Source organism: Acidimicrobiales bacterium, assembly GCA_034521975.1.
GTDB lineage: Bacteria > Actinomycetota > Acidimicrobiia > Acidimicrobiales > SKKL01 > SKKL01.
This window is the reverse complement of the sequence record JAXHLR010000008.1, coordinates 114,558-129,899: the sequence shown is the minus strand read 5'-3', so window position 1 is coordinate 129,899 and position 15,342 is coordinate 114,558. Positions and strand designations below refer to the sequence as shown.

The 15,342-nt window shown below is 69.3% G+C and carries 16 protein-coding genes; 7 read left to right on the top strand and 9 right to left on the bottom strand.

Translation table 11 applies throughout. The features are described from left to right. Positions 1–138: 138 nt before the first annotated feature. On the top strand, positions 139–477 hold the full coding sequence (locus U5K29_13985) for a hypothetical protein (protein MDZ7679647.1): 339 nt from the start codon (positions 139–141) through the stop codon (positions 475–477). A gap of 334 nt (positions 478–811) precedes the next feature. Here U5K29_13985 and U5K29_13980 read toward each other — a convergent pair whose 3' ends face one another. The 4 genes from U5K29_13980 to U5K29_13965 form a co-directional block, all read right to left on the bottom strand. After that, positions 812–2,290, bottom strand: a complete 1,479-nt coding sequence (locus tag U5K29_13980) for a hypothetical protein (GenBank protein MDZ7679646.1) — start codon at positions 2,288–2,290, stop codon at positions 812–814. A 186-nt stretch (positions 2,291–2,476) separates the two neighbouring features. Beyond that, positions 2,477–3,790 (bottom strand): MFS transporter, encoded by a 1,314-nt coding sequence (locus U5K29_13975; GenBank protein MDZ7679645.1) that lies wholly within the window; start codon positions 3,788–3,790, stop codon positions 2,477–2,479. A 79-nt stretch (positions 3,791–3,869) separates the two neighbouring features. Further along, positions 3,870–5,168: an MFS transporter gene (locus U5K29_13970; protein ID MDZ7679644.1), complete on the bottom strand. Its 1,299-nt coding sequence runs from the start codon at positions 5,166–5,168 to the stop codon at positions 3,870–3,872. Then, positions 5,165–5,821, bottom strand: coding sequence for a metalloregulator ArsR/SmtB family transcription factor (locus tag U5K29_13965; GenBank protein ID MDZ7679643.1), 657 nt, complete (start codon positions 5,819–5,821; stop codon positions 5,165–5,167). The genes U5K29_13970 and U5K29_13965 overlap by 4 nt, the downstream gene beginning before the upstream one ends. Positions 5,822–6,021: 200 nt before the next feature. On the opposite strand from U5K29_13965, the gene U5K29_13960 reads away from it, so the two are divergent. The 3 genes from U5K29_13960 (at position 6,022) to U5K29_13950 (ending at position 9,726) form a co-directional block, all read left to right on the top strand. After that, positions 6,022–6,681, top strand: a complete 660-nt coding sequence (locus U5K29_13960) for a PIG-L deacetylase family protein (GenBank protein ID MDZ7679642.1) — start codon at positions 6,022–6,024, stop codon at positions 6,679–6,681. A gap of 55 nt (positions 6,682–6,736) precedes the next feature. Beyond that, positions 6,737–9,175 carry an MMPL family transporter gene (locus U5K29_13955; GenBank protein ID MDZ7679641.1) on the top strand — a complete coding sequence of 813 codons (2,439 nt, stop codon included), beginning with the start codon at positions 6,737–6,739 and terminating at the stop codon, positions 9,173–9,175. 80 nt (positions 9,176–9,255) lie between these two features. After that, positions 9,256–9,726, top strand: a complete 471-nt coding sequence (locus U5K29_13950; GenBank protein MDZ7679640.1) for a proteasome activator — start codon at positions 9,256–9,258, stop codon at positions 9,724–9,726. 49 nt (positions 9,727–9,775) lie between these two features. Here U5K29_13950 and U5K29_13945 read toward each other — a convergent pair whose 3' ends face one another. The 5 genes from U5K29_13945 to U5K29_13925 form a co-directional block, all read right to left on the bottom strand. Further along, a complete protein-coding gene (locus U5K29_13945) occupies positions 9,776–9,934 on the bottom strand; it encodes a hypothetical protein (protein ID MDZ7679639.1) in 159 nt (52 codons plus the stop codon). Continuing rightward, positions 9,934–10,887: a flotillin-like protein FloA gene (gene floA, locus U5K29_13940; protein MDZ7679638.1), complete on the bottom strand. Its 954-nt coding sequence runs from the start codon at positions 10,885–10,887 to the stop codon at positions 9,934–9,936. The genes U5K29_13945 and floA overlap by 1 nt, the downstream gene beginning before the upstream one ends. 64 nt (positions 10,888–10,951) lie before the next feature. Beyond that, entirely contained in the window at positions 10,952–12,436 is a 1,485-nt protein-coding gene (locus tag U5K29_13935; GenBank protein MDZ7679637.1) for an NfeD family protein, read from the bottom strand. A gap of 118 nt (positions 12,437–12,554) precedes the next feature. Continuing rightward, positions 12,555–12,764, bottom strand: a complete 210-nt coding sequence (locus U5K29_13930) for a hypothetical protein (GenBank protein ID MDZ7679636.1) — start codon at positions 12,762–12,764, stop codon at positions 12,555–12,557. A 28-nt stretch (positions 12,765–12,792) separates the two neighbouring features. Next, a complete protein-coding gene (locus U5K29_13925; GenBank protein MDZ7679635.1) occupies positions 12,793–13,014 on the bottom strand; it encodes a hypothetical protein in 222 nt (73 codons plus the stop codon). 87 nt (positions 13,015–13,101) lie between these two features. Between U5K29_13925 and U5K29_13920 the strand changes: the two genes are divergently transcribed. The 3 genes from U5K29_13920 to U5K29_13910 are packed head-to-tail and all read left to right on the top strand — an operon-like array spanning position 13,102 to position 15,342. Further along, on the top strand, positions 13,102–13,680 hold the full coding sequence (locus tag U5K29_13920; GenBank protein ID MDZ7679634.1) for a redoxin domain-containing protein: 579 nt from the start codon (positions 13,102–13,104) through the stop codon (positions 13,678–13,680). Between the two features lie 7 nt (positions 13,681–13,687). Then, a complete protein-coding gene (locus tag U5K29_13915) occupies positions 13,688–14,581 on the top strand; it encodes a cytochrome c biogenesis protein CcdA (protein ID MDZ7679633.1) in 894 nt (297 codons plus the stop codon). After that, on the top strand, positions 14,578–15,342 hold the full coding sequence (locus tag U5K29_13910) for a class I SAM-dependent methyltransferase (GenBank protein MDZ7679632.1): 765 nt from the start codon (positions 14,578–14,580) through the stop codon (positions 15,340–15,342). Before U5K29_13915 ends, U5K29_13910 begins: the two co-directional genes overlap by 4 nt.

The following is a 15,342-nucleotide window of genomic DNA, read 5'->3' as shown; positions in this document are numbered from 1 at the left end:
CGGGACTGTCGCGTTTAGTACCGCGGGGACTACCGCGCCTGGCAGGCTACCCCCGGTCCAGGTGCCGCCGGAGCCGACCAGCAGCCAGGAACCGTGCAGCAAGCTGGCGGTTTGCTTCTTGTTTGCTAGCATGTCGTCATGGCGTTGGAACGGGAAGCGGCAGTAGCGAGTCGTGTGGCGGAACTGCGCGAGCAGGTGCGGGTGCTGACGGCTGAACTGCACGGAGCGCAGGCGGAGCTCGAAGCGCTGCGGGCGGGCAGCGCCTCTGTCGAGCCGTTGGCGTCACTCGAGCGAAGCGACGCGATCCGCGCTGTGTTGCGGTCGGTCGATGTGAGCTTGTCGCCCAGCGAGCTCCGAGAGCGCCTGGTCGAGGCGGGGAGGTCGGACCGGCTCAACGAGATCACCGCGACCCTGAAGTACCTCCTCGACAAGGAAGTCATCCAGCGCCCCGAGCGTGGCAGGTACCTCGCGGTGTGACCACTCGGCCCTGCGAGCGAGAGCTGCATGCCATGTCGCTCGCCGGGCTGGGCCTCGTCGACATCGCGCCACAAACCTGGGTCAGCAGACCTGATAGGGATTGCCACTCCACGGCCTCACTGACGGGTTGCCGCCTTGCCCCAGGTCAGCCCCCAAGCCGGCGATGGGGGACCCCCCGTGCGGCATTTCCGCGGTCTCACGCTGCGCATTTCCGCGGATGGAACTGCAATCGAGAGCGATTGCGCTCGTCTCGTCGCCCGTGGACCTTCTCAACAGGCGAACCCGAACCAGACGGCCCCCGAACTGAGGCGTGGTCGCCTTCACCTCTGGCGGGTCAGCTGCCCATGTAGAGACGTTCGAGGTCGACCAGTTCGACGTCGCCGCGATCCTTGGTTCTGGCGACGAGGTTCTTCGCGAACCTCGTGCCGAACAACACGAGCGTGGCATCTGTGGCCCGGTCGCCGAGTGTGTCCCGAAAGCGTTCGAGCTTGTTCAGGTGCGAGAAGGTGAGGTCCTCACCGGATTTCGCCTCACCGAGAGCGGTGATGGTGCGCTCGCCGGGCGAGTCACCGCCGTCGCGGGCGGCGACGAGGTCGACCTCATACTCGGCCCCGTCGACGGACACGGTGGTAGCGCCGATCTGGGTGCCGGGCCCGGCCAATCCGGGAATGGTCGCGTACTGCGTCGCCCAGTGACGAGCCATTCCCTCGAAGGTGGGGCCCACGACCTTCGAGCGGAAGGTGGCTTCGGCGGCCGGCCAGAACGCGGTCGCAGCGGACCGGGTACGGAGGCGCGGCTGGTTCGGGCGAATGACCGCATAGTGGAACCGGATGATCGAATCTCCAGGGAAGTACCTCGGTCGGTTGCTCTTCGTCGGGTCCACGAGCCTCTCGATGAACTGCGCCCCGACCAGCGTGGTCAGGATCGGATCGAGGCGTGGTCCTGAGAGCTTGGCGTAGTCGTTGATCTTCGCCGGCGTCCGGTGACCCAACGCGGTCGCGGCGAGCACCGCGTGGTAGAGGTTCGGCTTGCGCGCCTGCGCGGTCGTCGGGTCCTCACTCAGCAGCACCTCGGCCTCGCGCGACAGCGGCGCTGACGGTGCCAAGACGCGGTGGGCGACCCAGCGGGCCAGGTCCTTGCGGTCCTTCGGCAGATCGTTGTCGACCATGTCGCGGGCATAGGCCGCGACACCACCGATGATCGAGTACAGGTGCGTGGCCAACAGCAGGTCATCGGTCGGGTACAGGCCGAGCGCGTCGCGGTAGTCGAATGGGCTCATCCGCAGGTCGAGTCCAGCTCGCCCCCGTAGTGGCGCGGTCCCTGCGAGCAGCTTCGCCATCACCGAGATCGCCGAGCCGCAGAGCACGAGCCGGCACCGGGTGCCGTTGCGCAGCTTGCCCTTCGGGTTGAACGCCCGCTGGATGATCGACTCCAGCTCGGGGGACTCCTCCAGCAGGTACGGGAACTCGTCGAGGACCACGACGAAGGGATTGTCCTCGCCCAGACGCATCAGGGTGTCGATGGCAGTCTCCCAGTCGGGGAGGTTGAGCGGGCCGGGCGCACCGATGGTCTCGCCCACGACGCGGCCCAGGTCGCTCAGGGCTTCGCTGGCCGTCCCCCGGATCGCCTCGTAGTAGAGCCCGCGCCCCTCAGCCAGCTGCCCCAACAAGAACGACTTGCCAATTCGACGTCGGCCCCACATGATCGCCAGCGTCGAATGCTTCGCGTCGGAGTCGACGAACCCGAGAAGGTCGGACCACTCCTCGTCTCGACCGACCGTCCCGGCCGTCAGGTTCACGCGATGTTCAGGCATACATTACTAAGGTACACCTGAACGACCCGGTTTGCCACTAGTGGTCCGTCGCGGATTCGGTGACGGAGCTGAGCGCTTCGCGGCCTCGTTTGACCTTGGCGATGATCCGATCTTGAGCAGGTCGACCTGTAAGCGTTTCATACTTGAATGACGGTGTAGTGGGGCCGGATGGCAGCGTGCGGGCCCTCAGGTCGTCGCGATGACCTGTTGTCGGGCGCGGGCGACGCCGAAGACGATGAGGGCGGCGAGGCCGGCGGTCAGGAAACCGAGTGCCTCGAAGCTGGCGGTGGCCACGACGGCGCCGCTGGACAGCCCACCGGCGGCACCGGCGAGGGCGACGGCAAGATCGACCGAGCCCTGCGTTCGGGCCCGGTTCTCGAGGGTGGTGAGGTTGGTGACCAGGGTGGTGCCGCCGACGAGGGAGAGGTTCCAGCCGAGCCCGAGCAGGACCAGCGCAATGGCGAGGGTCGTCGCACTCGGTCCGGCGGCGGCGGCGGTCAAGGCGGCGGTCGCGAGCACGGCACCGCCGGCAGCGGTCATCGCAGCTGGTGAGAACCGGTCGACGAGGCGGCCGGTGAGCGGCGACGGCAGGTACATGGCGCCGATGTGGAGTCCGATGATGAGTCCGACGGCGTCGAGGCCGTGTTGGTGGTCCTCCAGGTGCACCGGCGTCATGGTCATCACCGCGACCATGACCGCTTGGGCGAGGACCATGCCGGAGGCGGCGAGGACGAGGGGACCGTTGCGCGCCCACCACGCGACGGCATCGGCCGGCGCGGGGTCACGCGGCGCCTCGCCGGCAGTGGCCGATGCGGCAGCCGGGATGTCGCCACCGGAGCCGGCGAGCGCTCGCGCCGTGAGCAGAGGGTCGGGCCGAAGGAGCAGGGCGACCACGATTCCGGCGGTGGCGTACACGGCGGAGGCGAGCATGAACGGGCCGCTGAGGCGGGGAAGGTCGATCGACTCGGCCAGGTCGCCGGTGAGCTGCAACAGGTTCGGTCCGGCGACGGCGCCGAGGGTGGTGGCCACGAGCACGGTGCTGATGGCTCGACCTCGGCGGGAGCCCTCGGCGAGGTCGGCGCCGGCATAGCGGCACTGCAGGTTGGTGGCGGTACCGGCGCCGTAGACGAGGAGGGCCAGGAGCAGGAGCGGCACGTTCTCGGTCACGGCGGCGAGCACGACCCCGGCACCGCCGACCGCCCCGGCGGCGTAGCCCGCAGTGAGCCCGATCCGTCGGCCGTGTCGCTGGGACACGCGCCCCACGGTGAGGGCTGCGCCGGCGGAGCCGGCGGTGAACAGGGCGGCTGGCAGCCCGGCGCTGGTGGTCGACCCGAGCAGGTCCTTGGCCAGCAGGGCGCCGACGCTGACCCCAGCGGCGAGACCGGCACCACCGAAGACCTGCGCGATGACCAGGGCGCGCAGGACCCTGCGCTGCGCCCAGGCCCGGTACGCCTCGTGGTCGGGCGTGTCGGCGCTCGCTGGTGGGGCGGTGACGGTCACGACCCCGCCCCGCGGAGGAGCCAGGCGAGGTGACCGAACCCGTCGGTGGTGAGCCCACTCATGGACCGATTCTGGTCCATCAGTCGGGCACGACCGGCAGGGGCGGGCGGTGGAGGGTCTCGCGCATGCGGGCCGAGACGTCGAGGCCGCTGGCGGCGGTGATGCCGGCGATGATGAGGATGGCGAACTCGATGCTGACCACGTCGGCGAGGACGCCGGCGAGCACGGCGCCGACCGCGAAGCCCAGGTCGCGCCAGAGCCGGTAGACGCCGACCGCGCTGGCCCGCCAGGTGGGGTGGGCGACGTCGCCGATGGCCGCGATCAGCGTGGGGTAGGCCATGGCGGTGCCGGCACCGAAGACGGCGCTGCCCAGCGCCCACACCCCGAAGCCGTTGCCGAGAGCGATGATGGTCAACCCGGTCGCCTCGGCGAACTGGCCGCCGGCGATGAGCCACTTGCGGCCGACCTTGTCGGACAGGGCACCGGTGAAGAGCTGGCCGACGCCCCACACGGCGGGGGCGATGGCGATGAGCCCGCCGATCTTGCCCACCGAGACCCCGCCGGCCGCGAAGAACAGGGGGAACAGCCCCCAGGCCATGCCCTCGTTGAGGTTGTTGACAAGCCCGGCCTGGCTGGCCGCCGACAACGACGGGTTCCGCCACGTGGACAGCGCGAACACCTGCCGCGACGTCAGCTCGGCCCCTGGGTGGCCATCTCGCTGAACGTGGTTGGCGGCCTCGTGGGCCACGTGATGGGAGGTCTCGCGAACAAAGGCCATCGACAGGCCGAGACCGATGATGACCAAGCCGATGCCCAGGTAGAAGGGCTCGGGCCGCAGGCCGTACTCGGACGCGATCCACCCGGTGGCCCACGCGGCAGCGGCGACGGCCCCGTAGCCGGCACCCTCGTTGAGTCCCATCGCCAGCCCACGGCGAGCGGGACCGACGAGGTCGATCTTCATGATGACGGTGAGCGACCAGGTCAGGCCCTGGTTGATGCCGAGCAGGACGTTGGCGAACAGCACCCATCCCCACGTCGGCGCCCAGATCAACAGCAGCGGCACCGGGATGGCGACGAGCCAGCCGATGATGAGCACGGGCTTGCGGCCGTAGCGGTCGCCGAGTGTGCCGGCGAAGAGGTTGGTGATCGCCTTCGACACGCCGAACACCGCGATGAAGCTGAGCATCGCCGAGTAGGCCGACAGCCCGAAGACGTCCTCGGCCAGCAGCGGGAGCACGGTGCGCTCCTGACCCACGGTGGCACCCACCAGGGCGTTGATCAGGACCAACAACCCGAACTGGGGCAGGTTCTCACGCAGACCGAGCTGGATGCCGGTCGCCGCAGTGCCGGTCGATGGCGGTGTTGCGGCGTTGGTCATCCCACGGCGACCGGGAGCCCGGCCCGCCGCCATTCGGGGAAGCCGTCTTCGAGTCGCATGGCCCGCCGATCGCGGGCGGCCAGGGCGCGGACGGCCTCGTCGGCGAACACGCAGAAGCGGCCACGGCAGTAGGCCACGATCTCGACGTCGGCGGGCACGTCGTCGAGTCGTCGCTGGACCTCCTCGGGGGGCACCGAGACCGCGCCGGGGATGTGCCCGGCCTCGAACTCGGCACCCGGTCGGACGTCCCACACGAGAACGCCCTGGCCCAGGCGCCGAGCGAGCTCGTCTCGGCTCACCTGCTCGAGCTCGCCGCGATCTCCCAGGTACTCGTCTGCCGCCTGGTGAACGCCGGTGACGTTCTCGGCCGCGACCGCCCGCAGCGTCTCCCACAGAGACTCGACCTGCGCTCCAGCAAGCCGGTACACGATGCGGTTCCCGTCGCGGCGCGAGGCCACCAGGCCGGAGCGGGCCAGGACCTGCAGGTGCTGGGAGGTGTTCGCCACCGACTGGCCGATCTGTTCGGCCAGCGCCTCGACCGACCGCTCGCCCTGGGCGAGCACGTCGACGAGCTCGGCGCGCCGACCGTTGGAGAACGCCTTCCCCACCAGTGCGAACTGGTCGTACAACGCGGACTTGGTGCGTGCTGTCACAACCGACACCATACAGGATTTGTTCAACTGGTCAACTGATCTCTTGAATGTCTGCTACTGTAGGCGGCGACGAAGGGACGACACATGAAGACGCTGCTGATCCTGAACGACCCGCCCTACGGGACCGAGCGGTCCACCCTCGACGAGCTGACCGACTGGAGCATCTGGGCGGACAAGGTCATCACCTTCTGAGGACCACGATGACCGGTGCGCTACCCGACCTGACGGGCATGCTCGTCGTGTGCGCCCACCCCGACGACGAGTCCTTCGGGGTCGGTGCCCTCATCCATGCCTTCGCGACCGGCGGAACCGAGGTCACGATCCTCTGCTTCACCCACGGTGAAGCTTCCACGCTCCACGGCATCGACGGCGACCTCACCACCATCCGAGCCGCCGAGCTCGCCGCGGCCAGCGACCACCTTGGTGTGGCCGGAGTCCACGTGCTCGACTACCCCGACGGCGCACTCGCCGATCAACCACGTGATGCCCTCGTCGACCACGTCGTGGAGCTCGCGACCGATGTCGACGCCGAGGGGCTCCTCGTCTTCGACCACGGTGGCATCACCGGCCATCCCGACCACCAGGCCGCGACCGACGCCGCGCTGGCCGCCGCCGACATGCTCGACCTCCGTGTTCTCGCATGGGCGATCCCGGCACAGGTCGCGGCCACGCTGAACCAGGAGTTCGACACGACCTTCGTGGGCCGCAACGACGACGAGTGCCACCTCACTCTGGAGGTCGACCGCACGACGCAGTTCGCCGCCATCGAATGTCACACCAGCCAGTCGGCCGACAACCCCGTGCTGCGCCGCCGTCTCCTGCTACAACACGACACCGAGTGCCTCCGCTTCCTCCGCTGACGCTGCACCCCGACCAGCCGCTGACCACCCGGTCGGTGGCTAGCCTGCAAGATCTGTGCGTCGCCTGCTCGATCTGTTCTCACGTCCCGCGACCAGACATCCGGTGTGGGTCCTGGTCGGGCTGGGGTTGGTCACCATGGCGATGGGCTGGTCCGCCACCAAGCTCGAGATGGAGGTCGACCTGGCGGCCTTCGCCGACGAGGACTCCGAGGTGGTCGCCGCGCTCGACCGGGTCCAGAGCGAGTTCGGTGTAGCCGAAAGCGCCATCCAGGTGCTGGTGGACGCGGGGCCCGGCGGCGATGTTCTCGACGCTGACGGGCTACGAGTGGTCGAGGAGGTACGGGAACGGGTCGAAGACGTGCTGGGTGACCGGATCCGACTCGACGTCGACGACTCCCCCGCGGTTCGTTCACTCGCCGGGATCGTTGCCGATGCCCTGGAGGATCGTGGCACCTCGCTGACCGGGGCGAGTGACCAAGAGGTCCGCGGGGCTCTCGGTGACCTCCTCGACCTCCGACCGCAGCTGGCGCGGTTCATCAGCTTCGAGCGCGACCTGGACGTCCCGTCGGCACGGGCCACGTTCGTGCTCGTCGAGCTCGCCCCTCGTCTCAGCGACGAGGAGAGCCTCGACGCGATGCGCGACGTGGAGGCGATGCTCTCGGATGGCCACGGCGAGGGAGTCGGAGCCGGTGGACCCTCGGTGCTGGTCTTCAGCGCCGACCTGCTCATGGACGGGCTGCTCGAGGAGGTCGAGCGGGAGATGCCGACGCTGCTCGGTCTGGCGCTGCTGGTGGTGCTGGTGCTCCTGTGGTTCATCCTGCGCTCGGTCACCGATCTGGTCGTTGGCCTGGCCGGTCTGATCATGATCGTGGTGTGGACCCTCGGCCTGGTCGTCGTCCTCGGGCCCCAGGTCCTGGATTGGCGCGGCGAGTTCAGCCAGATCGGCATCGTGATCCCGGTCCTGCTCGTTGGTCTCGGCATCGACTACACGGTCCATCTGGTGTTCCGTCATCGCGAGCAGCGATCGGCCGGGGACGCGCCGGCCGTCGCGGCTTCTCGCTCGCTCCACACGGTCGGCGCCGCGCTCGTGCTCGCCACCGCCGCGACCGCGCTCGGCTTCGCGTCGAACGCCGCCGCGCCCCTCACGGTCATCGCCGACGTGGGGATCTTCACCGCCTTCGGGGTGATCTGTGCGTTCGTGGTCATGGCGCTGCTCGTCTCGGCGGTGAACACGCTCCGGGGTCGGCGAACCATGGCAGTGAGCACCCGGATCCGGCACCGCGCCACTGACCGAATGTTCGCCGCGCCGGTGTGGCTGGCCTCCCGCGCCCCGGTCGTCGCGCTGGCGGTCGGTGCGGTGTTGGCCGTGTCGGCGCTGAGCGTCTCCTCGGAGCTGGAGACCACCTTCGACACCACTGACTTCGTGCCCGAGGACTCCGACATCGGCCGGACCTTCGAGACCCAGTCCGAGCTGTTCGGCGGTGACCTGGCGGAGACGACCTATGTGATCGTCGACGGCGACCTCGGTGACCCGCAGCTGCTCGCGGCGATGCTGGTCGGACACGACGCGCTCGGTCGGGTCGATCAGGTTCGCAGCGTCAACGGCCAAGCCGAGGCCCGCTCCATCGCCACCCTCGCGCTGACCGCAGCGCGGGAGCTCACCGGCGATGCCGACCCCGACCTGGCCTCGCTCGCGGCCGGGGTCGACGACCTGGGCCCCCTCTATGACCAGCTGCGTGACGCAGCCGGGGCAACGGTGGTAGCCGAGCTCCTCGCCGACGACGCCACCGCCGGGGTGGTCCACATCCAGACGACGGCCGGGACGGGTTCGGAGACCGAACGGATGCGGGTGCAGATCGAGCAGGCGTTCGCACCGGTCGTCGCCGCTGGCGCCACGATCACCGTCACCAGCGAGCAACTCGTCCTCTCCGAGATGGCCGAGGAGCTCCGCGTCTTTCAGACGAGGTCGATCGTCATCGCCATGGTCTCGGTCCTGGTCCTGCTGGTCGCCTACTACGGGGGTGTGCAGCGGCGTCCCACCTTGGGCATCGCGGCCCTCCTTCCAGCCGCCTTCAGCGCAACGATGCTGTTCGGTGCGATGTGGTTCCTCGGCATCAGCTTCAACCCCGTCACCTCGACGATCACCGCGATCTCGCTCGGGATCGGCGTTCCCTACGGGATCCACGTCGTGAACCGCTTCACCGAGGAGATCGGCCACGGACACGACCCCGCCACTGCGACCCGGGCCACGATCGAGCGCACGGGAATGGCCTTGACCGGGTCCGCGGTCACCACCCTTGGCGCATTCGTGGTGCTGTCATCGTCGGGCCTCGGGCCGGTCCGCCAGCTCGGGCTGCTCGGGGCGCTGAGCATCACCTTCGCGCTGCTCGGCGCACTGCTGCTCGAACCCGGCGCCCTGATGTTGTGGGCCCGTCACCACCTGGCGCGCGGCGAGCCCGCCCGTGTGGTTTCCGCCGACCCGCCGCCGGGGTAGAGGCACCACCACCAGCAGACAGTCGGCTCCCGAGCGCAAGAGCATCTGTCCGGCACGCGACCCGCCACAGGAGATGTTCCATGGCTGAGCAAGAGGCCGAACCCAACCCACCCGATCCAACAGCGATGGAGACGCGCACCGAGCGGGAGCCGGATGTCTCGAACCCGGCGGAGATGATCCGGCTGGCGAACATGTTCCAAGCACTCATGACCGAGGTGCGTGAGCTGGAACTGGACGAGGCGGGCCGCAAACGTCTCTTCGACATCCACCGTCATGCCATCGAAGCCCTCAAGGATCTGCTCTCCGACGACTTGGAAGAGGAGCTCGAGAGCCTCGGCCTACCCATCGAGGAGGCCGACGCGAGCGGTCCGGCGCTACGTGTCGCCCAAGCCCAGCTGGTGGGATGGCTGAACGGCGTCTTCCAGGGAATGCAGGCGTCGGTCATGGCCCAGCAGATGGCAGCGGGAAGACAGATGGGACAGCTCCCACAAGGACTCTCACAGGAGCGCCCGCAGCTCGCGGACGACCACGCTCAGGGTCAGTACCTGTAGCAGCAACACCCCAGGCGAGCCTGCGACGCGGCGGCACGTGGTGGGGAGGTCACTCGGGCGCTTGGTTCGAGAACGCGCGGCCGGCACCGTCGGCCTCCTCGCGGAGCGCGACCGGGGGGCCGAGCACCTCGCGGAGGATCATTGCCTGGCGCACCGCCGCGGGGTCGGCAAGCGCCCGCTTGAGCCGGTCGCGGGCGAGGGGGTCCATCAGCTCTGCTCGTCCTCGCCGGCGATCGAGGACCGCATCTGGGTGTCGGCCTGCACGTTCTGCATGCGGTAGTGATCCATCACACCGAGGTTGCCGCTCCGCAGCGCTTCGGCGAGGGCCAACGGAACCTGGGCCTCGGCCTCGACGACTCGTGCGCGCATCTCCTGTTCCTCGGCGACGGCCATCGCCCGGCGCTCCTCGGCCCGTGCCTGGGCGATGTTCTTGTCGGCCTCGGCCTGGGCGGTCTGCAGTTCGGCGCCGACGTTGCGTCCGATGTCGACGTCGGCGATGTCGATGGAGAGGATCTCGAAGGCGGTTCCGGCATCGAGGCCCCGGTCGAGCACCCTGGTCGAGATGGCGTCGGGGTTCTCGAGCACCCACTTGTGGGAGTCGGCGGAGCCGATGCCCGACACGGTGCCCTCGCCGACGCGGGCGATGATCGTCTCCTCGCCGGCACCGCCGACCAACCGCTCGATGTTGGCCCGCACGGTGACACGGGCGACGGCCACGACCTGGATGCCGTCCTTGGCGACCGCCGCCACCCGCGGCGTGTCGATGACCTTCGGGTTGACGCTCATCTGCACCGCCTGCAGCACGTCGCGTCCGGCGAGGTCGATCGCCGTCGCCCGCTTCCACGGGAGCTCGATGTTGGCCCGGTCGGCCGAGATCAGCGCGGTGACCACCCGGTCGACGTTGCCGCCGGCGAGGAAGTGAGCTTCCATCTGCCCGATCTCGAGGTCGATCTCGGCCTTGGTGGCGCTGATCAGCGGCCGGATGATCGCGCTGGGGACCACCTTGCGCAGCCGCATCCCGATCAGGGTCCCGATGCGGACCCGGACCCCGGAGAAGATGGCGGTGACCCACAGGCCGAGCGGAACGAAGTAGAAGAGCAGCGAGCCGACGACCACGACGGCCGCGGCGATGACGATCAAGATGATGGCACTACTGTCCATGGGTTCATTCCTCGTGACGCGGTCGTGGGGGCGGTCGAGAAACCGGCGCCACGTCGAGGGTAACTCAGGTGTCGGTCCGCCTGACGACTCGCCGGTAGCCCTCGTCGACGATGACCTCGATCGGTTCTCCCCGGCGCACGTAGTCGCCCGCGGTCACCACGTCGACCCGCTCGCCGTCGAAGTCGGCCACCCCGGAGGGTCGTAGATCGCTGAGGGCGGTCCCGGTCGCCCCCACCATCGAGCTCGTGGCCGCTGCGGACCCTCCGCTCTCCTCGACATCAGCGGTCCCGTCGCGCCGGCCACCGTCGGTTGGCATGCGGTCGGCCGGGAGCTTGGCGGCGACATCGAACCAGCGGACCCAGCCGGTGTTGGTTCGTTGGGAGGCGGAGGAAGCGGCACCTACCCCCGGGTGCAGCACCAGCCCGCTCGGCGGTCCTCGGCGAGCAACGGTGGCGATCAGGACGATGGTGCCGACGACCACCGCCACCAGGGTCAGGCTCACCGTGAGGGCGGCCCGGACCAGGTCCTCGTTGGTGACGAAGTCGAACTCCCGGAAGATCATGGCCATGAACGCTCCCGCGCCGAGCGCGAGCAGCCCGAGGATCCCTGCCACCCCGAACCCGGGGAAGACGAAGACCTCCACCGCGATGAGGAGCAGGCCGAGCACCACGAGCGCCAGATCCTCCCACCCGGCGAGCCCCGCGAGCATGTGGCCCCAGAAGAACAGCCCCAGCAGACCCAGGCCGGCGACCACGCCGATCCCCAGCCCGCCGCTCAACAGGTCGGTGATCACCGCCAGCATCCCCGCCAGCAACAGCAGCGAGGCAACGACGGGGTTGGTGATGAAGCGGGCCAGTTGCTCGACGAAGCTCGGGCTCAGCTCGATCAGCTCGCGGTCGGCGAGCCTCAGCTCGTCGAGCAGTGCGCTGCGATCGGCGGCCAGACCATCGGCGTAGCCGAACTCCTCCGCTTGCGACACCGTGAGGGTGAGCAGCTGGCCGTCGGTGACGAGGCCTTCGATCTCGACGGAGTCGTCCACCATTGCCGCCGCGACGCGCGGGTCGCGCCCACGCTCCTCTGCGGTGGACTCGAACGTTGCCCGCACCGCCGAGATGGTCTTCTCGTCGGCCACCTCCCCGGTGGTGCCGTCGACCGGGGTCGCCGCCCCCATGGTCGATCCCGGGGTCATCCAGATCTCCTCGGCGGCGATGGCGATCAGCGCTCCTGCGGAGAACGCGGTCGCGTCCACCAGCGCGACCGTGCGCAGGGGGCTGTCGATCAGCGAGTCGCGCATCTGGATGACGGCATCGAGACGTCCCCCGAAGGTGTCGATCTCGATGATCACCGCCGCCGCGGCGGCCCGCTCAGCTTCGTCGAGCGCCCGCTCGAGGAAGGGAGCAAGCCCGAGGTCGATGGTGCCGCCGACCTCGATCACATAGACCGGGCCCGGCTGGTCATCCTGGGCGCCGGCAGATGGGACACCGACGACGGTGAGCAGCACCGCGAACATGACGAGGGTTCGCCAGGCAATGCCCCCGAGCCTGCGCATGCGTGAAGCGTCGACGCCTGCCATTACCGCAGCGTAGGACGGCGTGGCGGTGGGCGTTCGCTCGCGAGCCGAATGGGAGCTGGCCCGGGTCACGGGGGCGAGATTCCCGGGGGCCCGATCACATGAGGAACAGGAGCGCGAGGCCGGTCGACCATGCTCCGACCGCAGCGAGAACGGTGTTTCGGAACTGGAGCTCGGAGAAGATGAACCAGCCCGCGGTGGCGAAGAGCCCCAGGACGACGATCAGCAAGGTCCAACTGCTCGATCCGTCTCCGCCTCCGCCATGTCCGGTGCCGTGATAGGCGAGCACCGATGTGATCCAGGTCAATGGTCAACTCTCGTTTCGATGGTCGGGGTCAATGGATCGCACGCAGCCCCATGCCGCCGAGCACCATGAGTCCGATTCCCCAGGTGAGCAGCAGCAGCTCGCGTTGGTGGCGGAGGAGTACCGACACGGCGAGCACGACGGCGGCCAGGGCGACCAGTTGGGCGAGCACTCCGGCGTCGGTGCGCGGAAGCAGGATCTCCAGGTGCAGCGAGGCGGTCAGGGCGCGGACGCCGTTCTGGGACGGTCCCATGGAGAGCGGAACCCGGTGAGCGCGTGAGAACTTCCCGCATCGGGAATCTCTCCTGTCCGCCTGCGGGTTTCCAACACCATGAGGTCGATGCGCCAACGTCTCCACATCCGCGCCGCTGCCGCTCTGGCGGTGGTGGTCCTCGTTGGTGCCGCCTGCAGCGGAGGGAGCGATGACGACCCGGCCGGGGGAGAGGGAGCGGCAACCGTACCGGACACAGTGGAAGAGCCAGAGCCAGAGGAAGAGCCAGCTGCCGGGGAGACGTTCGACTCGGTCTTCGCCGGTGCGGCCACCCTCGACGGCGAGGAGTTCGACGGCGGCCGACTCGCCGGCACCAAGACCGTGTTGTGGTTCTGGGCGCCCTGGTGCACCAGCTGCCGGGCCGAAGGCCCAGAGGTCGCAGAGGTCGCGGAACGCCACGGCGACGATGTCCGCGTCATCGGCGTTCCCGGTCGGGGACAGGTGAACGCCATGGAGCAGTTCGTCGACGACACCGGCACCGGTGCACTGGAACACGTCGTCGACGACGACGGCAGCATCTGGACCGCGTTCGGGGTGTACGGCCAACCGGCGTTCGCCTTCATCGACGACACCGGCCAGATCGAGGTGTTCGTCGGGACCCTGGGTTCGGCGCTCGACGATCGGGTCGCCACCCTCGCCGGCGCCTGACCGGTCGATGTCGGAATCGCTCGCGCTCGCCATCGCCGCCGGGATGGCGGCCACCGTCAACCCGTGCGGCTTCGCCCTCCTCCCGGCCTACCTCGCGGCCTTCGTCGGGCTCGACCATGGTGGAGGGGCCCCCAGGGCGATCGGCCGGGCACTGGCCGTCTCGGGCGTGCTCACCGCAGGTTTCGTCGTCGTCTTCGGGATCTTCGGGGTGGTGGTCACCCCACTGGCCCTACAGATCGAACAGCACCTGCCGTGGGTCACGATCGTGATCGGTGTGGGACTGGTCGGCCTCGGCGTGGCGCTGCTGGCCGGACGCCAGCTCACCATCCACCTCCCCACGTTCCAGCGGGGCGGCCGTGACGGAACGTTGCCGTCGATGTTCCTGTTCGGCGTGTCGTTCGCGATCGCGTCGCTGTCGTGCACGATCGGTCCCTTCCTGGCGGTCACCACCGCGACGTTCCGCGCCGAGAGCTGGTGGTCGGGCATGAGCGTCTTCGTCGCCTACGGCCTCGGCATGGGAGTGGTGATCACCATCCTCACCGTCGCCGTCGGCCTCGCCCGCGAAGGTGTCGTGCACCGGTTCCGCCGCTTGCTGCCCCGCGTCAACCGGATCGCTGGCGCCCTGATGGTCGTCGCGGGGGCCTACGTCGCCTACTACGGCTGGTACGAGATCCGGATCCTTCGCGGCGCGACCCAGGACCCGGTCATCGAGCGGGCGGCTGCCGTGCAATCCTGGTTGCAGCAGATGATCGTTCCCCATGACCCCGTCTCGTTCCTCGTCACCGCCGGGTTGATCCTGGTCGTGGTCACGGCCGTGATCGGGTTCTGGAGCCGACGCGGGGGAACGAGCGTCGACCGGTCGACCGAGCCGGATGCGATGTCGTCCCACGTCGAGTCGTGATCCGCGACCGGTTCCGACCTGACTGGCCGCACTACCTGGAGCGGTTCCACACAGAGCGACCGGGGATCACCGAGGACCTGCTACTCGACTGTCGAGATGACAACGGTCGCGACCCCTACCAGTGGCTGGCCAGCGGTGTCACCTCCGGAGGTCGCGTCCTCGATCTGGCCTGCGGGAGCGGTCCCATGCACGGCCTCCTCGGACCGGGCTGGATCGGAGTCGACCGATCGGCCGAGGAGTTGGATCGAGCGGTGGCCAACGACGCGGGGCCGGTGGCGCGAGCCGACGCGCTGGCGCTGCCCATGCCCTCCCACAGCGTCGATGCGGTGGTGTGCTCGATGGCGCTCATGCTGGTCTCGCCGCTCACCAGGGCGCTCGAGGAGATGCGGCGGGTCCTGGTGCCCGGCGGGGCCCTCCATGTGATGGTGCCTGCACGCCGGCCGCTGACCGCCGGCGACACCCGTCGCTACCTGCGCCTCTATCTCGCCTTGGTCTCGCCCGCCCGGTTCCCGCCATCGCCGCTGCGGCGTCACCCGACCCGGGTCCTCGCCGAAGCCGGGTTCAGCGCCTCGACCATCGAACACCGGCGCTTCGACTACCCGCTGGTCGACCCTGCATCCGGCCGGCGCCTCGTCGACGCCCTGTACCTGCCGGGTGTCGCGGCTCCTCGCCTCGACCGAGCCAGCCGGGTCGCCGAACGGTGGATCGGATCAGCGCTCGGCATCGCGCTCCAGCGGATCGTCGCCCGGCGCGACCACTGA